Source organism: Mucilaginibacter conchicola, assembly GCF_003432115.1.
GTDB lineage: Bacteria > Bacteroidota > Bacteroidia > Sphingobacteriales > Sphingobacteriaceae > Mucilaginibacter > Mucilaginibacter conchicola.
Map to the genome: position 1 here is coordinate 166,883 of NZ_QWDC01000004.1, position 17,303 is coordinate 184,185.

At 44.4% G+C, this 17,303-nt stretch carries 17 protein-coding genes; 13 read left to right on the forward strand and 4 right to left on the reverse strand.

Features of this window, described 5'->3' with window-relative positions:
* Positions 1 to 132 precede the first annotated feature (132 nt).
* Both D0C36_RS21435 and panB read right to left on the reverse strand, forming a co-directional pair.
* Positions 133 to 852, reverse strand: coding sequence for an RluA family pseudouridine synthase (locus tag D0C36_RS21435; protein WP_117393771.1), 720 nt, complete (start codon positions 850 to 852; stop codon positions 133 to 135).
* 100 nt (positions 853 to 952) lie between these two features.
* A complete protein-coding gene (gene panB, locus D0C36_RS21440; protein ID WP_117393772.1) occupies positions 953 to 1,768 on the reverse strand; it encodes a 3-methyl-2-oxobutanoate hydroxymethyltransferase in 816 nt (271 codons plus the stop codon).
* 98 nt (positions 1,769 to 1,866) lie between these two features.
* Here panB and D0C36_RS21445 point away from each other — a divergent pair, with 98 nt between their 5' ends.
* The 5 genes from D0C36_RS21445 (at position 1,867) to D0C36_RS21465 (ending at position 6,270) form a co-directional block, all read left to right on the forward strand.
* Complete coding sequence (locus D0C36_RS21445; protein WP_117393773.1) at positions 1,867 to 2,448, forward strand: hypothetical protein; 582 nt, start codon at positions 1,867 to 1,869, stop codon at positions 2,446 to 2,448.
* A 135-nt stretch (positions 2,449 to 2,583) separates the two neighbouring features.
* A complete protein-coding gene (gene carA, locus D0C36_RS21450) occupies positions 2,584 to 3,684 on the forward strand; it encodes a glutamine-hydrolyzing carbamoyl-phosphate synthase small subunit (RefSeq protein ID WP_117393774.1) in 1,101 nt (366 codons plus the stop codon).
* Between the two features lie 107 nt (positions 3,685 to 3,791).
* Positions 3,792 to 4,310, forward strand: coding sequence for a signal peptidase II (gene lspA, locus D0C36_RS21455; RefSeq protein WP_117393775.1), 519 nt, complete (start codon positions 3,792 to 3,794; stop codon positions 4,308 to 4,310).
* A 131-nt stretch (positions 4,311 to 4,441) separates the two neighbouring features.
* Positions 4,442 to 5,836, forward strand: a complete 1,395-nt coding sequence (locus D0C36_RS21460; RefSeq protein ID WP_117393776.1) for a DEAD/DEAH box helicase — start codon at positions 4,442 to 4,444, stop codon at positions 5,834 to 5,836.
* A gap of 137 nt (positions 5,837 to 5,973) precedes the next feature.
* Positions 5,974 to 6,270: an FtsB family cell division protein gene (locus tag D0C36_RS21465; protein ID WP_117393777.1), complete on the forward strand. Its 297-nt coding sequence runs from the start codon at positions 5,974 to 5,976 to the stop codon at positions 6,268 to 6,270.
* A 10-nt stretch (positions 6,271 to 6,280) separates the two neighbouring features.
* Here the strand turns inward: D0C36_RS21465 and yiaK are convergent, their stop codons facing one another.
* The gene (yiaK, locus tag D0C36_RS21470; RefSeq protein WP_117393778.1) at positions 6,281 to 7,261 is read right to left on the reverse strand and encodes a 3-dehydro-L-gulonate 2-dehydrogenase; all 981 of its coding nucleotides are present in this window, start codon (positions 7,259 to 7,261) and stop codon (positions 6,281 to 6,283) included.
* A gap of 121 nt (positions 7,262 to 7,382) precedes the next feature.
* On the opposite strand from yiaK, the gene D0C36_RS21475 reads away from it, so the two are divergent.
* Positions 7,383 to 7,865 (forward strand): hypothetical protein, encoded by a 483-nt coding sequence (locus tag D0C36_RS21475; protein ID WP_147322080.1) that lies wholly within the window; start codon positions 7,383 to 7,385, stop codon positions 7,863 to 7,865.
* Positions 7,866 to 7,913: 48 nt separating this feature from the next.
* Positions 7,914 to 8,492, forward strand: a complete 579-nt coding sequence (purN, locus tag D0C36_RS21480) for a phosphoribosylglycinamide formyltransferase (RefSeq protein WP_117393780.1) — start codon at positions 7,914 to 7,916, stop codon at positions 8,490 to 8,492.
* A 16-nt stretch (positions 8,493 to 8,508) separates the two neighbouring features.
* On the opposite strand, the gene D0C36_RS21485 is transcribed toward purN, so the two are convergent.
* The gene (locus D0C36_RS21485) at positions 8,509 to 9,039 is read right to left on the reverse strand and encodes an STM3941 family protein (protein ID WP_117393781.1); all 531 of its coding nucleotides are present in this window, start codon (positions 9,037 to 9,039) and stop codon (positions 8,509 to 8,511) included.
* A 757-nt stretch (positions 9,040 to 9,796) separates the two neighbouring features.
* On the opposite strand from D0C36_RS21485, the gene purH reads away from it, so the two are divergent.
* From purH to rodA, 6 genes are all read left to right on the forward strand, one after another.
* Positions 9,797 to 11,323, forward strand: coding sequence for a bifunctional phosphoribosylaminoimidazolecarboxamide formyltransferase/IMP cyclohydrolase (purH, locus tag D0C36_RS21490; protein WP_117393782.1), 1,527 nt, complete (start codon positions 9,797 to 9,799; stop codon positions 11,321 to 11,323).
* 226 nt (positions 11,324 to 11,549) lie between these two features.
* Complete coding sequence (locus D0C36_RS21495) at positions 11,550 to 12,572, forward strand: rod shape-determining protein (RefSeq protein WP_067054626.1); 1,023 nt, start codon at positions 11,550 to 11,552, stop codon at positions 12,570 to 12,572.
* 94 nt (positions 12,573 to 12,666) lie between these two features.
* On the forward strand, positions 12,667 to 13,503 hold the full coding sequence (gene mreC / locus D0C36_RS21500) for a rod shape-determining protein MreC (protein ID WP_117393783.1): 837 nt from the start codon (positions 12,667 to 12,669) through the stop codon (positions 13,501 to 13,503).
* Complete coding sequence (locus D0C36_RS21505; RefSeq protein WP_117393784.1) at positions 13,496 to 14,014, forward strand: rod shape-determining protein MreD; 519 nt, start codon at positions 13,496 to 13,498, stop codon at positions 14,012 to 14,014. Before mreC ends, D0C36_RS21505 begins: the two co-directional genes overlap by 8 nt.
* Complete coding sequence (gene mrdA, locus D0C36_RS21510; RefSeq protein WP_117393785.1) at positions 14,011 to 16,035, forward strand: penicillin-binding protein 2; 2,025 nt, start codon at positions 14,011 to 14,013, stop codon at positions 16,033 to 16,035. The genes D0C36_RS21505 and mrdA overlap by 4 nt, the downstream gene beginning before the upstream one ends.
* Positions 16,028 to 17,299 (forward strand): rod shape-determining protein RodA, encoded by a 1,272-nt coding sequence (rodA, locus tag D0C36_RS21515; RefSeq protein WP_117393786.1) that lies wholly within the window; start codon positions 16,028 to 16,030, stop codon positions 17,297 to 17,299. The genes mrdA and rodA overlap by 8 nt, the downstream gene beginning before the upstream one ends.
* Positions 17,300 to 17,303 lie beyond the last annotated feature (4 nt).

Sequence of the window (17,303 nt, forward strand, 5' to 3'; positions counted from 1 at the left end):
GCAGGGCGGGCTTTTGAATTTTTATAAAACCATGTCATTGCGAGGAGCGTAGCGACGTGGCAATCTCCTCGTTCGCTTAGATCAAACGCGAAGAGATTGCCACGCTATCGCTCGCAATGACATATTATAAGCTTACGGCACCAGATCCTCAAATTTATCCCAAAAGCCATCTTTTGGTAGCGATGCCACTATCTCTATCGGTTCATTCTTAACCGGGTGGATAAACTTTAAACGGCGGGCATGCAGGCAAATGCTTTTGCGCAGGCTGCCTCGTGGGTAGCCGTATTTGTTATCGCCAACAATGGGGCAACCCAGAGTAGATAGCTGCACGCGGATCTGATGGGGGCGACCGGTTATAGGGTCAACCTCAATGACAGAATAGCCATCGCGCTGGCCTACCAGTTTGTAGTTTAGTTCAGAGCGTAAGCTGCCTTGTACTTCTTTGTCGTGGGCTTTGGTTACGTTCTTTTGCGGGTTTTTCACCAGCCAGTGTACCAGGTTACCCGCCTCGGGATGGGGCTTTTGGCGAGTAATAGCAAAATAGGTTTTATGCATTTCGCGGGCTTTGAACATCTTGTTTATCCTATCCAGCGCCTTGCTGGTTTTGGCAAACAGGATAACGCCGCTCACAGGTCTGTCCAGGCGGTGTACCACGCCCAGGAAAGCGCCGTTGGGCTTATTATATTTTGCTGCGATGTAGCGTTTCACCTTTTCATCAAGCGGTTCATCGCCGGTTTCATCAACCTGCACAATATCACCCGCGCGCTTGTTTATGGCAATAAGGTGGTTGTCCTCGTACAGCACATCGGCATCAGTAATATCTTTATTTATATAGGTATGTTCGGGTCGCATATTTAAGTCGATAGTCCATGGTCCATAGACCATAGTTGATTTGCTATGATTAAGCCGACAGTTACTATGGACTATCGACTATTGTCTATGGACTTCAAAATCAATACTCTTCCTTTTCGCTCGGGAAGCTTTTTGCTTTTACATCAGTAACATAGTTGCCTATGGCATTGTTCATTACATCAAAAAGATCGGCATATTGGCGAAGGAAACGTGGTTTAAAACCTTTGTTAATGCCCAGCATATCGTGTATTACCAATACCTGGCCATCGCAGTGCTGGCCGGCACCAATGCCTATGGTTGGGATGTGCAGGCTTTCGCTTACTTCTTTAGCCAGTTTGGCGGGTATTTTCTCAAGCACTACACCAAAACAGCCCAGCTCTTCCAGTTTCTTAGCATCCTCTTTTAGCTTGGCAGCTTCGGCTTCTTCTTTGGCGCGTACGGTGTAAGTGCCAAATTTATATATCGATTGCGGGGTTAACCCTAAGTGGCCCATTACGGGTATGCCGGCAGTAAGTATGCGGCTAACAGATTCTGCTATCTCTACACCCCCCTCAAGCTTTATACCGTGCGCACCGGATTCTTTCATGATACGGATGGCCGATGAAAGGGCTTCTTTTGAATTACCCTGATACGAACCAAACGGAAGATCAACAATAACCAATGCGCGTTTGGCAGCACGTACTACTGATGATGCATGATAGATCATCTGGTCTAAAGTAATAGGCAGGGTAGTTTCGTGGCCGGCCATTACGTTACTGGCCGAGTCGCCTACCAGTATCACATCCATCCCGGCGTTATCAACTATGGCAGCCATCGAGTAATCATAAGCTGTAAGCATAGCTATCTTTTCGCCCCGGTTCTTCATCTCCTGCAGCGTATGCGTAGTGATGCGCTTAATTTCTTTATTTACCGACATGGTATAATTAGTTTTTGTAAGGCAAAGGTAGGATATGATTTTTAAAAATCGCTTTAGCTAATTATTTAGATGTAGCTTATATTAGTAAACCAAAACCAATGACCAAAGCACAATATCAACAAGCTATACAAACCGAACGATTGCCATTAACGCCATGGGAAAAGTTTGACCATTTTGGTATAGTGACCTATTGTTTAATTCCGGCGGCAATGTTGCTGTGTTTAGATCTATACGGATGGATAAGTAACGACCCGCAAATATTTGATATAAGGCAAGTTCAGATACTATCAATCTCTATTATAGTTTCAGGTTTATTCTTTTGGTTGCAGAGAAGTAGGTTGCCGTTTCATATTATTCCTGCCGCTTTGTATAAGCAAGATCTGAAGCAGATAGCACTTCAGGTTTTGAAGGAATTAAATTGGCGCGGGCGATTCAACGGAAACGTTTGTGTGGTGCGTATTGACAGGGGCTTTTTTTCTGGTAGTTGGGGTGAACAAGTCACTATTATTATTGATGAAGACCGTATATTGATAAACAGTATCTGTGATTTGAACAAACGGTCGTCTATCACTTCGTGGGGTAACAATGCTAAAAATATTAAGCACTTTACCGCTAAATTTGAAGAATACGCGTTACGGCAGATAAAAGCACAAAGCCCTGCTATAAAAATTGAAAATTAATGCGGAAACCCGTAAATTTTTCCATACTTTTGCGGCGTGAATAAAGAGGTACTTTACTTCAGCCCTTTACTATCTTTTCACGGAGCTTCGAGCCAGAAAATCCGAATATTTAACCCTTTCAATTTTTTTTGCTAAATGAATCATTTCACCAAGTTACCTGCTGTTTTGTTGTTGGAAGATGGCACCGTTTTTCATGGTAAGGCCGCAGGCAAGATAGGTACTACTACCGGCGAAATTTGCTTTAATACCGGCATGACCGGCTACCAGGAGATCTTTACCGACCCATCATACTTTGGGCAAATTATGGTAGCAACCAATGCACACATTGGTAACTACGGTATAGCGCAGGCAGAGGTTGAATCTGAACAGATACAAATTGCCGGCCTGGTTTGTAAAAACTATAACATTACTTACAGCCGCAAACAGGCTGATGAATCGATACAAGATTACTTTCAGCAGCATAACCTGGTAGGTATATCTGATGTGGATACCCGCCAACTGGTTCGCCACATACGCGATAAAGGTGCTATGAACGCCATTATCTCATCAGAGATACTGGATGTTGAAGAACTGAAAGCTAAATTGGCCGAAGTGCCTTCAATGGATGGTTTGGAACTGTCATCACAGGTATCAACCAAAGAAACTTATACTTTTGGTAAAGAAGATGCTACTTACCGCGTAGCCGTGCTTGACCTTGGTGTTAAGAAAAACATCCTGCGCAACTTTGATGATCGCGATGTTTACGCTAAAGTTTACCCTGCAAAAACCACCTTTGAAGAAATGGAGAAGGATTTTGCACCGTCTGGTTACTTTATTTCAAACGGCCCCGGCGATCCGTCGGCTATGCCTTATGCTATCGATACGGTTAAAAAAGTTTTAGCTTCTGATAAACCAATGTTCGGTATTTGCTTAGGCCACCAGTTGTTGGCCCTGGCTAATGATATCCCGACCAAAAAGATGTTCAACGGTCACCGTGGTTTAAACCACCCGGTTAAAAACGTAATTATTAACCATTGCGAGGTTACTTCACAAAACCACGGTTTTGGTGTGGTGCCAGAGGCGGTAAGATCTTCAGATAAAGTAGAAATAACCCACGTAAACCTTAACGACCAGTCGATAGAAGGTATCCGTGTAAAAGGTAAAAAAGCTTTCTCGGTACAGTATCACCCTGAGTCATCACCAGGCCCGCATGATAGCCGTTACCTGTTTGATGATTTTATCAACCTGATGAAATAATTTTATTGATATGCAGATGCGCAGATTTTAAATGTGCAGGTGATAATGAAAAGCCTTTCAAATTTTTGAAAGGCTTTTTTGTTTGATTTATTACCTTCGCTGCCGAAATGAAGTTGAAAGGTGCTTACCGTATTATAGCTATACTGGCGCTGCTGGCGCTTAATATCAGTTGCGACCAGGTTACTAAAATGATGATGCGCGAACATATCAATATATATGATCAGCACAGGTTTTTTAACGGGCATGTTACGCTACTGCATGTAGAGAATATGGGCGCATTTTTAAGCCTTGGTTCTAAACTGATACAGCCTTTCAGGTTTATCTTACTTACGCTGGTGCCTATACTGGCACTTATCGGCGGTTTGTTTTTTGTTATCCTCAAGAAAAATATCCATCCTTTAATGGGCATGGGCATAGTTTGCTGCGTAGGCGGCGGCATGGGTAATTTGTATGACCGTATACGCTATGGCTCCGTTACCGATTTTCTTCATTTGAAATTTGGCCCCCTGCAAACCGGTATCTTTAATGCTGCCGATGTTTCTATAATGATAGGCCTCGGCTTTATACTGCTGGATGGTTTTTTAACCAGCAGGCGCCAAAAACGCATACAAGCCAGGCGGGCATAATACCACATCAATTACTTAGCGATAAAAAGCGTATCTTTGCGGCAATGCCGGTGAGCCGGCTATAATCATATTTAATACTCTTCATTAGAAAAAGTCAGCGCCCTTAGGTTTGGCGTTTGCAAAACATATAAATGTTATTTACCGATCTTAAATTAATTGAGCCTATTTTAAAGGCTTTACAAACTGAGGGTTATACCAGCCCTACACCCATACAACAACAGGCTATCCCTTTTATATTACAACGCCGCGACCTGTTAGGTTGTGCGCAAACCGGTACCGGTAAAACGGCTGCCTTTGCCATACCTACGCTGCAACTGCTTTATAACGACAGGCAACAGCACCGCGAGCAAAAATCAATAAAGGCCCTTATACTTACCCCAACCCGTGAGCTGGCTATCCAAATTGGTGATAGCTTTACCGCTTATGGCCGCAATACCGGCTTAAAAAATCTGGTGATATTTGGCGGTGTATCGCAAAACCCGCAGGTTGATGCTTTGCGCCGTGGCGTAGACATCCTGGTAGCAACACCGGGCCGTTTATTAGACCTTATTAACCAGGGTTACGTGCATATCAACCAGATAAAAATGCTGATATTGGACGAGGCTGACCGTATGCTGGATATGGGCTTTGTTAACGATGTGAAAAAGATCATTGCTAAAGTGCCTGCAAAAAGACAAACGCTTTTTTTCTCGGCTACCATGCCTAAGGAGATCCAATCGCTGGCTGATTCTATTTTGACCAACCCCGAAAAAGTTGAAGTAGCACCGGTATCATCAACTGCTGATACCATACAGCAGGCGGTTTACTTTGTAGATAAAGGCGATAAGAAAAACCTGCTGATCCATATCCTTAAGGATAAAAATATTAAAACCTTGCTGGTATTTACCCGCACCAAACATGGGGCCGATAAAGTTGTTAAAGACCTGCACAAAGCCGGTATTACTGCCGAGGCTATCCACGGTAATAAATCGCAGAATGCAAGGCAGCGTGCTTTAACAAACTTTAAAAACCGTACTACGCGTGTTTTGATAGCTACAGATATTGCCGCGCGCGGTATTGATATTGATGAGCTTAGCCACGTAGTGAACTACGAGTTACCGAATATTCCTGAAACTTATGTGCACCGTATTGGTCGTACAGGCAGGGCGGGTGCAAGCGGTATTGCTATGTCATTCTGCGATGGCGAGGACGAAATAGAATACCTGAAAGATATTAACAAGCTCATAGGTAAAGAAGTACCGATAGAGGAAGGCCACCCATATCCACTGAGCATCGAGCTGATGACCTCAAGGATGACCGGCAAATTTGTAAGTGTAGCTGTTAAAGGCAAAGGACCGTCTGGCGGCGGTGGTCGCGGCGGCCGTAATGGCGGCGGCGGTGGTAATCGTGGTCGTAACAGCCGTGGCGGAAAAGGCGGTAGTGGCGAAGGCAGACCGGGCGGTGGCAGCGGTGGTAACCGTAGTGGCGGCAATCGCAAAGGTGGTTCCAAAAGCGGCGGTGGCAGCGGTATGAGCGGAAGGCGTTAGTTGATAAGTGGTTTGTGATTAGAGATTAGGTTTTTTTAAAATTTAAGTTTTAGCATTTAGTATTTAGATTTTAGAATTTGCTCTTTATTATATCAAGAAAAAAAATTAGCTTTAAAGTGAAATTAGATTCGTTGAAAATGAAACGCCTTTTGGATCTTATCAAGAATAAATTTTTCCTGGTAACGGTGGCTTTTGTAATATGGATGATATTTTTTGACAAGAACGATGTGTTCTCGCAGTATGAATACCGCCAGCAACTAAATAAGCTTAAAGAAGAAGAGGCTTTCTACAAGCAGGAAACCGAAAAGGTTAAGACCGATCTGAACGAACTTACCTCAGATAAAGCCAAACTGGAGAAGTTTGCCCGCGAAAAGTACCTTATGAAAAAAGATAACGAAGACGTCTTTGTTATCCTTCACGATAAAAAGAAATAAGCATAAGCGCCTACAGGGCGCTTATTTTTTGCCATATCTTTTCGTCTACCCAAACACCTTCACGTAAACTTTCTTCGCGTGTGCGCAGCATATTCTCGCCGGGGAATAATATTTCTTTGCCTGTATCGTCGCTTTTGGTATAGCTGATGATCTGGTCAATAAGCTCGGCGTTCTTTTCGTTGTCGGTTTTAATAGCAATAAAAACTTGGGATACTGCGCTTTCTTTGCGCCCTGCTTGCGTAATGGCCGCGGTTGATTGCCCGCCGCTGAGCACTGTCGCCAGTATATCCAGTACCAGCGATAACCCAGAGCCTTTCCAGAAACCAATGGGCAGGGCGCGTTTGCTTTCAAGAATAGCTGCTGCATCGGTAGTTAAATTTCCTTCATTATCATAACCACCTGGTTGGGGCAGGGGCTTGCCATCCATCTCATACTTCTGTAGTTTACCTACCGCGTACTGTGATATGGCCATATCTAAAACCACATGGCCGCCAGGGCGGGGTACAGCAATAATCAACGGGTTATTGCCCAAACGTGGTTGGGTGCCGCCCCACGGCGGCAGGTTGGCAATGGTATTGGTAAAACAGATGCCTACGTAGCCGGCTTCGGCAGCTTGCAGGCCGTAGATGCCGCCGCGCATCCAGTGGTTGGTGTTTTTGACAGCTATGCAGCCAATGCCGTTTTCTGCAGCTAATTCTACCGCTCGGTTCATGCAGAAGGATGCATTAAGCATACCGGGGCCAAGGTTGCCATCCCATTGTTCAATAGCGCCGAGGGTGCTTACTAATGATGGTTCTGCATCGGGCAGCACCAGTCCTTCTTTTACATATTCAATAAATGTAGGGAAGCGGTTTAATCCGTGGCTGTGTACGCCGTCGCGGCTGTTGCCGGCAAATATTGCAGCACAGGCAGCTGCTTTGGCTTCGGTAAAACCAATCTGCGTAAGTATCTGTTTAAAACGATTTGCTAATTCATGGTAGGGTATGCGCATAAGCAAATATATTGTTGGTGATACCTAAAAGCGATATCTGTTAAAATAATTATTACGCTGTGCAGTTATAGTAATGCTGCTTTTGAAATTAAATTATCTTTGCACAGCTATGGTAAAAAATATGCGTTATCCTTTAATTGCTGTATTGGCGCTGGTGTTTTTCGTCATCAACTCGTGCAAACGCGATAATACGGATAACATATCGGTACTTTTAACAAGCGGTTATTGGCAATTGGGCTCGTTAACACGGCTTGATTACCTTGGTTCGACCCCGCTTGCAGATACTACCTATGTTTGTGATAGCGTACAAACATTTACCTTTAATAAAGATAATACCTGTACTTTTGAAAACTTTGGGTGTGCGGCTAACGTTGTTACCGGCAAATGGTCTTTGAGCAGTACCCGTACATTTCTCATCTCAGACCTTACAGAACCTGATTCTACCGGCAAACCTTATCAACCTTTTATAAATGCACGTATTAATAACCTGGGCGATTATTCATTGGTATTAGAGACCGGTGATATCCAGAATTATTATGACGCTACAGACAGGCGCACTTTATACCGATGGGGGTTTGTAAGGAAAAGGACCTCAACGAAGTGATAAGTTGAGAAAAATTTATATTTTGCAGTACAAAAGCTACCAATTATTTTGAAAAAGAGAATCGCCATTTTTGCTTCGGGATCGGGTTCAAACGCTCAGAAAATAATGGAGCATTTTAAAAAGCATAACGATGCCGAGGTTGTGTTGATATTGACCAATAACCCGCAGGCATACGTTTTACAACGCGCCGATAACTTTGAAGTTCCCTCGCACATATTTACCCGCCACGAGTTTTACCAAACCGACGATATCATTAGCCTGCTGAAAAACCTGCAGGTGGATCTGATAGTACTGGCAGGTTTCCTGTGGCTGGTGCCGCAATCCTTACTGGCAGCATTTCCTAACAAGATCATTAACCTGCACCCAGCACTGTTGCCAAAATTTGGCGGTAAAGGTATGTACGGCGATAATGTGCACAAAGCAGTATTAGCAGCCGGCGAAGAAGAATCGGGCATTACCATCCACTTCACCAATGCCGAGTTTGACGAAGGCGAGATCATTCACCAGTCGCGGTTTAAAATTGAACCTGATGACACGCTGGAGATGGTGAAATTTAAAGGCCAGCAGTTAGAGCATCAACACTTCCCGAAAGTGATAGAAGGGTTGCTGAAGAAGATGAAATCGTAGATTTGTGGTTAGTTGATCAGAGATTAGGTCTGCGCTCTGTTATCAACTTATATAAGTCATCAAAACTCGATTGTAATGCCTGGGCTGATACGGCCACCGGCGAGCCGTGTATTCTGTAACTGATGGATGCCATGCGCCTGGAGAGCGCGTTGGGTTGCCTTCTGATGTACCCATCAGGGTCTTTAACATAAATTTTGATGATCTTTTGGCGCTGTATATAAGCCACCTCAATTTTTTGAACATCTTCCCAAGGTACAAAGCCTACCGCAAAAGCATTAGAGTTATCTGTAATGCCGTCATCATCAATAATAAAGCCCGGGCGCGTATCAAATAACTTATTCACTATATACAATGCTGCCACGCCAAATGCAACTATAGCTGCTATCCCTATTATCGTGATGATCAAAGGCGCACGATGAAACTGATTGGGGTGATTTACAAACCAAATTCCCGCCGCTACAAACACAGCCGATGCTGCAAGCCCTAAAGCCATACTGGTTTTACTCAGCGGTATTTCAATAATATCAAGCGGATTGTGGGGTTTCATGTTGCTGCTGTGATTAAATGCTATGCCAATAAAGATGCATGTATTATCTCATAAACAACTAACTCTCTGTTTTGATTGATTTTATAAGAAGCTTTTTAACATACTTTATTGCGAGATACTAAGCGATTTTTCTAAGATCAGTTCTCCGTTAGGAATGATTTGAGCATTATTAATCGTTAGTGGATGTACTTTTTCTTTTTCCGCAAAAGAAAAAGTACCAAAAAGAAAACTCGCGACTTGGTAACGCGCTACAATGTTAGTGCTTTAGCAATACCAGTGCTACCCGCACGTTACGCTATGTCGCATTTTTCGGTGGCGTTAGGTTCGTAGTAAAGTTTTTTCTTTCTCATCTTCTCCTGTCAGCAAAAAAGCTTCGGGCGAAAGCGGGCAGAACAATGGTGGGCAGTGCGGAGGCAAGGGGCATAGCAATACTTGCCTGAAGCGGGGGCATGTGCGAACGATGTGGCGGCAAGATTTTGCAGCCCGTGGTTCTGGCTGCTTTGTAGGGTAAAGGCAATGTGTGGCAAAGAAGCCTCTTTGCTGTATGAATTTTTGCTTCTTTTGTTTCAAGACAAAAGAAGTAGCCCCTGCGGCAATGAGCAGACTGGCGTTGATTAAGCACAAACTTGTGCTAAAGGACAATCACTCAAAATTTACCCTGATCAACCATTCACCAAACAATTAAAAAAACTAACCTCAACTCTCTAATCTCTAATCACTAATGCGTACCTTTGCGGCTCAAAAATTCCCTGTTGTAATGAGTCAATCTGTTCAAATCAAAAACGCCCTCATCTCTGTTTATTACAAAGACAATTTGGAGCCAATAATTCATGAGTTAAACCGCCTTGGTGTAAAGATCTATTCTACCGGTGGTACCGAAACTTTTATTCGCGACCTTGGTGTTGATGTAATTGCTGTTGAGGATCTTACCTCATATCCATCAATCCTTGGCGGTCGTGTTAAAACACTTCACCCAAAAGTGTTTGGTGGTATTTTGGCACGCAGAAGTTTTGATGGCGATCAGCAACAGTTGGCCCAGTACGAGATACCTGAAATTGACCTGGTGATTGTTGACCTTTATCCTTTCGAAGAAACGGTAAACTCGGGCGCAAGCCAGGAAGATATTATCGAGAAAATTGATATCGGTGGTATATCATTGATCCGCGCTGCTGCTAAGAACTACAAGGATGTTGTTATCCTTGCTTCAAAAGACGATTACAGCGAACTGGAAAACATCCTGAAAACGCAGGAAGGTGCTACCACTATTGATCAGCGCCGCCGTTTTGCCCAAAAAGCATTTAACATTTCATCAAACTACGATACGCATATCTTCAAATACTTTGACAACAGCGAGCCGATGCCGGTTTTCAAACAAAGTGTTCAGCAAAGCCAGGTATTGCGCTACGGTGAGAACCCGCATCAAAAAGGTACTTTCTATGGTAACCTTGATGCCATGTTCAACAAACTGAACGGTAAAGAGCTATCATACAACAACCTGGTTGATGTTGATGCTGCCGTTGCTTTGATCGACGAATTTACCGAGCCTACTGTAGCTATCCTTAAGCACACCAATGCCTGCGGTATTGCATCGCGCCAGCACATTAACCAGGCCTGGATTGATGCTTTGGCCTGCGACCCTGTATCTGCCTTTGGTGGTGTGATCATCGCTAATGATGAGATAGATGCTGCTACGGCAACCGAGATAGATAAAATTTTCTACGAAGTATTAATTGCACCTGCATTTACTGATGAAGCGGTTGCGATATTGAAAGCTAAAAAGAACCGTATCATTTTGGTTCGCCAACCTGTTGAGCTGCCTTCAAAGCAGTTTAAAACTTTATTGAACGGCGTTATTGAGCAGGATAAAGACAACACAGTTGAAGGCCCTGCGCAAATGACCACCGTTACCGAAAAGCAACCAACAGAGCAGGAGCTTAAAGACCTGTACTTTGCCAACAAAGTGGTTAAGCATACCAAATCAAACACCATAGTTATTGCTAAAAACGGCCAGTTAATGGCAAGCGGCGTTGGCCAAACCTCGCGCGTTGATGCCATGAAGCAAGCGCTTATTAAAGCAGCTGAGTTTGGTTTTGACGTTAAAGGCGCAGTAATGTCGTCTGATGCGTTCTTCCCGTTTGCAGATTGCGTGGAGATTGGTGCCGATGCAGGTATCACCGCGGTATTACAGCCCGGTGGCTCAATAAACGATAAACTTTCGGTAGAGATGTGTAACCAAAAAGGCATTGCCATGGTTACCACAGGCGTGCGCCACTTTAAGCACTAATTTTAATGATTGGAGATTGGTTAATTAGAGATTAGGCATAGTCAAATTACAATCAACTAATCTCCAATATCTAATTAACTAATCTCTGTCACCGACACTAATTTTTAAAAAATAGAGTTATTATTAACTAATCGGTTTTTATTCGTGAAATTAGCTCCCAACGGAACGATTTCGTAATAATTGGGTTTCTTAATTATTAACTTTGCAAAGTATTTAAAAACACCACATGGGTTTATTTAATTTTTTCACACAAGAGATTGCTATCGATCTGGGTACTGCCAATACCCTCATTATACATAATGATAAAGTTGTAGTTGATGAACCATCAATTGTGGCTTTTGACCGTACTACCAACAAAGTAATTGCCATTGGCCGCCAGGCTATGCAAATGGAAGGTAAAACGCACGATAACATCCGCACGGTACGCCCGCTTAAGGATGGTGTAATTGCCGACTTTAACGCCGCCGAGCTGATGATACGCGGTATGATCAAGATGATCAACCAGGGTAAAGGCTGGTTCTTCCCGTCGTTACGTATGGTTATCTGTATCCCATCGGGTATTACCGAGGTAGAGAAACGTGCCGTACGCGATAGTGCCGAAATTGCCGGTGCTAAAGAGGTGTACCTGATATACGAACCAATGGCTGCTGCCGTAGGTATCGGTATTGATGTTGAGGAGCCTATGGGTAACATGATCATCGATATTGGTGGTGGTACTACCGAAATTGCGGTTATTGCCCTTTCTGGTATCGTGTGTGACCAGTCTATCCGCGTAGCAGGAGATAACTTCGACTCTGACATTGTTCAGTACATCCGCCGCCAGCACAACATTATGATTGGTGACCGTACTGCCGAGAAGATAAAAATTGAAGTAGGTGCTGCATTGCCTGAGCTATCAGAACCACCTGCAGATTTTGCCGTACAAGGCCGCGACCTGATGACCGGTGTGCCAAAACAGATCACGGTATCATACACCGAGATAGCACACTGTTTAGATAAATCTATCTCAAAAATTGAAGAAGCGATATTGAAAGCATTGGAGATTACCCCGCCCGAGCTTTCTGCCGATATTTACCAAACCGGTATTTACTTAACCGGTGGTGGTGCATTGTTGCGCGGTTTAGATAAACGCGTTGCCGCCAAAACCAAACTACCGGTACACGTAGCAGAAGACCCGCTGCGCGCAGTAGTACGTGGTACCGGCACAGCACTTAAAAACATCGGTAACTTTAAATTTTTAATGCAATAATTGAAGAGATACAAGAAGCAAGAATCAAGAACCAAGACAAGCTCCTGGCTCTTGATTCTTGGCTCTTGATTCCAATAGCAAACTTTCCAGTCCAATGCGTAATCTCCTGATATTTATCACTAAGTATAACGCATTCTTTCTGTTTCTTATATTTGAGATAGCGTCGCTTATTGTTTACCTCAAATACAATTCGTTTCAAAAAGCTTCGGTAATAAACAGCACCAACCAGGTAACCGGCAATTTGTATGCCCGTGCCGATGAGGTAAAGGGCTATCTTACCCTGCGCGAGGTGAATGACCAATTGGCCCGCGAGAACGCCGCTTTGCGTAATCAGCTTAAATCATCTCAATACATAGATACGGTTGCGCATAAGAAGGTTGTTGATACCATTTATAAACAGCAGTATGAATATATTGCTGCCAAGGTGATCAATAACTCTATCAACAAACGCAACAATTATTTAACCATTGACAGGGGCAGCCGAGAGGGTATTGAGAAAGGTATGGGTGTGATAGCCTCTAATGGCGTGGTTGGCAAGATCGCCTTTGTGGGCGAGCACCTTTCTATTGTACAATCGTTGCTGCACAAAGATTCGCGGGTGAGCGGTATGCTGGCTTATAACAAAGAGATAGGCTATATACAATGGGGCGATGACATGAACCCGCGCAAAGCGCTTTTGGTGGATGTATCAAACAACGCCCAGCCAAAAATAGGCGAGCCTGTGGTAACGTCAGACCTGTCGTTATTCCCTGCAGGTATCCCGTTAGGGAAGGTAAGTAAGCTTAAAGCTAAAGGCACCGGTTTCTTCCTTAATTTAGAGGTTGCCCTGGCGGTCGATTTCAGCAAGTTGGAGTATGTTGATGTGGTAATTAATAAGTTTGCCAAAGAGCAGGCGGGACTGGAGGCCCAGGAGAAAAAAGCCGATGAGTAGAATTATCCTTACCAACCTGGTGCGCTTTTTAGTGCTGGTACTGCTGCAGGTATTGCTGTTAAAGAACATAACGCTGTACAACCTCTCAACGCCGTACTTGTACATTCTGTTTATACTGCTGCTGCCGTTTGAGACGCCGAACATATTGCTTTTTGCACTCTCATTTATATTAGGCTTAACTATCGATGCTTTTTATGATACCCCGGGCCTGCATGCTGCGGCATGTACTTTACTGGCTTTTGTAAGGGTATTATTCATTAGCATTACCGTACAAAAAGACGGTTTTGATAACGAGCCCGAACCTACCCTGAGCATTATGGGTTTCAGGTGGTTTTTTACCTACGCCCTTATCCTGACCTTGTTCCATCACTTCTTCCTGTTTAATCTGGAAGTTTTCAGGATATCAGAGATCGATTACACACTAAGCCGCTTTTTATTGAGTTCAGTATTTACAGTATTTTTGATGCTGGTCTCGGGCTTGTTGTTTTTCAGAAAGAAAGAGCGTAAATGAATAGTTATTTCGGCCGCAGGTACGTTATTGCAGGAATTTTTATGGTGTTTGTGCTGGTTTTACTGGCCAGGCTTTTCTATATCCAGGTGGTTGATGACCGCTATTTCCTGTATGCCCAAAACAACGTAGTACGCCGCCTTATCCAATATCCCGCCCGTGGCCCTATACTTGACCGTAACGGTAAAGTGATGGTAGAGAACGAACGCGTGTACGATATTACCGTTGTACCCAAGCAGGTAAAACCTTTTGATACCATTGAGTTTTGCAAGCTGTTAGATATTGATAAAGACGGCTTTGATAAAAGGATGATCAAAGCGCGTAAATATTCGCCTTACCGTTCATCGGTGTTTGAAAAGCAGATCTCGGCCCAGCAATATGCCTCTTTCCAGGAACGTTTATCGGAGTTTCCGGGTTTTGATGCAGTACAAAGGCCGGTACGTACCTATCCCGATTCAAGTGCCGCACAATTCCTGGGTTATATTGGCGAGGCTACTGATGCCATCATCAAACGCTCAAACGGTTATTACAACCCCGGCGATTATGTGGGTATTACCGGTGTAGAGAAATCTTATGAAGATGTTTTGCGTGGCCAGCGTGGTGTGCGTAACATGCTTTACGATTCGCACAACGTGCCTAAAGGTGTTTACGCAGGTGGCGCTTATGATACTGCCGCCGTTGCCGGCGACCGCCTGGTATCATCATTGGATACCAAAATTCAAAAGCTTGGCGAAAAGCTGATGCATAACAAGATAGGCAGTATTGTAGCCATCGAGCCATCAACCGGCGAGATACTTTGCTTTGTAAGTACCCCCACTTATGACCCCAACCTGTTGGTAGGTAAAGACCGCGGGCATAACGCCGGTATTTTATATAAAGATCCTTTTAAGCCGTTCTTCGTTCGCCCTATACAGGCTTATTATCCGCCGGGTTCATCGTTTAAACCACTGAGCGCACTGGTGGCCATGCAGGAAGGCGTAATTACCCCGCAAACGGTTTACCACTGCCCGGGATATTATACCACAGGTAACCGCCGCGTTAGATGTTTTCAGGGTGAGGTGCATGGCGATGTTAACCTGGCAAGCGCTGTTGCACACTCCTGCAACGGTTATTTTGATATGGTTTTTGAGCGACTGGTTAACCGCATGGGCGGTGGACGCAAAACGGATACAGCCTTTAATTACTGGCGAAATAACGTAGCAAAGTTTGGGTTGGGCGGTAAACTCCATATCGATCTGCCTGCCGAAAACAGAGGCAATTTGCCAAAGGCTTCTCTTTACGATAAGATGTATGGCAAAAAAGGATGGCGTTCAAGCACGGTGATATCTTTGGCAATCGGCCAGGGTGAGTTGCTGGCAACTCCTTTACAATTGGCTAATATCGAAGCTACTATTGCTAACCGCGGATATTATTACAAACCTCACCTCATCAAATCCATCGGTGATAAGCAGGTTATCCGAAAAGAATATACCGAGCGAAATTACGTTGGTGTTGATTCGCAATATTTTAACCCGGTAATAAACGGGATGCAAAACGTGGTTGACTACGGTACGGCCCACGGATCAAAAATACCGGGCATTATTATGTGTGGCAAAACCGGTACGGTTGAGGTAAAGAATAAAAAGGACAACTCCGTATTTGTTGCCTTCGCTCCGCGTGATAATCCAAAAATAGCCATTGCCGTGGTGGTAGAAAACTCCGGTCAGGGTGCTACCTGGGCAGCGCCAATAGCCAGCTTTATTGTTGAGCAGTATTTAAAGGGAAGTATCAGCAAACGGCCCTCTAATATTTACCCTGAGTATTACATGAATGCTAACCTGATGCCTGAGGTACCAGGCTCTGCCGAGGAAAAGGCACGCAAACGCGCCGATAGCTTACGACGGGTAAAACTGGATTCCATAAAAAAAGCAGCAGCCGATACCGCTAAGAAAGAAATAGAGCTAAAAGCTGCTAAGAACAAGCAGCAAAAGAAAATTGCCGAACGCGTAATAGCCATGTTACCAAAAAGGAGAGACGATGAATAACAACCAGCGCAGCTTCTTTTTTAATGTGGATTGGCTAACGGTGTTGATATACCTGGCCCTGTGTACCATCGGCTGGTTCAATATACATGCGGCGGTTTATGACGAGACCAATACCAACATCCTTGATCTGAGTACTGAGTACGGTAAACAGTTTATTTATATTGCATCGGCGTTAGTTATCGGTATAGTGATATTGCTGTTAGAGAGTAGGTTTTTAACTGCCCTGGCACCGGCGTTTTACGTCGTCACGGTGCTGCTGCTGTTGCTGGTACTGGTCATCGGCCGAAACGTGGGTGGTAACCAGGCCTGGATAGACCTGGGTGGTGGTTTCAGGCTGCAACCCTCGGAGTTTGCCAAGTTTTCTACCTGTTTGCTGCTGGCGCGATACCTCAGCTCAACCAACGTAAAAATTACCGAATTTAAATCATTCCTGATAGCGGGCGGTATTATTCTACTGCCCATGCTGCTCATTAAAATGCAGCCCGATGATGGTTCTACACTGGTATTCTGCTCGCTGATATTTGTGCTTTACCGCGAAGGCCTTTCAGTGTACTTCCTCATTTTTATAGGACTGGTAGCCACGCTTTTTGTACTCTCGCTACTGTACAGTGTATGGTTCGTTATAGCCGGACTGGTAGCTTTGGCCGTACTATTACTGTTGCTGTTCAGGCGTAACAGGCAATTTTCGGTAGCTATGCTTATTGGTTTGGTGGCCTGTATCGGTTTCGTTTTCGTGGTAAAGCCGCTTTACTATAACGGACTGAAGAAACACCAACGTGCCCGTATCGATGAGGTGCTGGGTTTAAATAATGATAAGCGCGGGGTAGGTTACAACCAAAACCAATCAAAGATAGCCATAGGCTCGGGCCGTGTGTGGGGCAAGGGTTACCTGCAGGGTACCCAAACTAAATACTCCTTTGTACCCGCCCAAAGCACCGACTTTATATTCTGCACCGTAGGCGAGGAGTGGGGTTTTGCAGGCTCGGTAACTGTACTGGGGCTATACCTTTTCCTGCTTTTACGCATCATCGTCATAGCCGAACGGCAGCGATCGCCGTTCTCCCGCATTTATGGGTATGGGGTAGCGTCCATCATCTTCTGCCACGTTACCATCAATATTGCCATGGCCATAGGCTACATGCCGGTTATCGGTATCCCGTTGCCATTTATCAGCTACGGCGGTTCATCGTTGTGGAGCTTTACTACGCTGTTATTTATCCTGCTTAAACTGGATAGCAACAGGATGGGTATTAACTATGCTTGATAAG

Coding starts and splice junctions, on each gene's coding strand:
- D0C36_RS21435 (WP_117393771.1), bottom strand. CDS start 852: ATGCGACCCGAACATACCTATATAAATAAAGATATTACTGATGCCGAT.
- panB (WP_117393772.1), bottom strand. CDS start 1,768: ATGTCGGTAAATAAAGAAATTAAGCGCATCACTACGCATACGCTGCAG.
- D0C36_RS21445 (WP_117393773.1), top strand. CDS start 1,867: ATGACCAAAGCACAATATCAACAAGCTATACAAACCGAACGATTGCCA.
- carA (WP_117393774.1), top strand. CDS start 2,584: ATGAATCATTTCACCAAGTTACCTGCTGTTTTGTTGTTGGAAGATGGC.
- lspA (WP_117393775.1), top strand. CDS start 3,792: ATGAAGTTGAAAGGTGCTTACCGTATTATAGCTATACTGGCGCTGCTG.
- D0C36_RS21460 (WP_117393776.1), top strand. CDS start 4,442: ATGTTATTTACCGATCTTAAATTAATTGAGCCTATTTTAAAGGCTTTA.
- D0C36_RS21465 (WP_117393777.1), top strand. CDS start 5,974: ATGAAACGCCTTTTGGATCTTATCAAGAATAAATTTTTCCTGGTAACG.
- yiaK (WP_117393778.1), bottom strand. CDS start 7,261: ATGCGCATACCCTACCATGAATTAGCAAATCGTTTTAAACAGATACTT.
- D0C36_RS21475 (WP_147322080.1), top strand. CDS start 7,383: ATGCGTTATCCTTTAATTGCTGTATTGGCGCTGGTGTTTTTCGTCATC.
- D0C36_RS21485 (WP_117393781.1), bottom strand. CDS start 9,039: ATGAAACCCCACAATCCGCTTGATATTATTGAAATACCGCTGAGTAAA.
- purH (WP_117393782.1), top strand. CDS start 9,797: ATGAGTCAATCTGTTCAAATCAAAAACGCCCTCATCTCTGTTTATTAC.
- D0C36_RS21495 (WP_067054626.1), top strand. CDS start 11,550: ATGGGTTTATTTAATTTTTTCACACAAGAGATTGCTATCGATCTGGGT.
- mreC (WP_117393783.1), top strand. CDS start 12,667: ATGCGTAATCTCCTGATATTTATCACTAAGTATAACGCATTCTTTCTG.
- D0C36_RS21505 (WP_117393784.1), top strand. CDS start 13,496: ATGAGTAGAATTATCCTTACCAACCTGGTGCGCTTTTTAGTGCTGGTA.
- mrdA (WP_117393785.1), top strand. CDS start 14,011: ATGAATAGTTATTTCGGCCGCAGGTACGTTATTGCAGGAATTTTTATG.
- rodA (WP_117393786.1), top strand. CDS start 16,028: ATGAATAACAACCAGCGCAGCTTCTTTTTTAATGTGGATTGGCTAACG.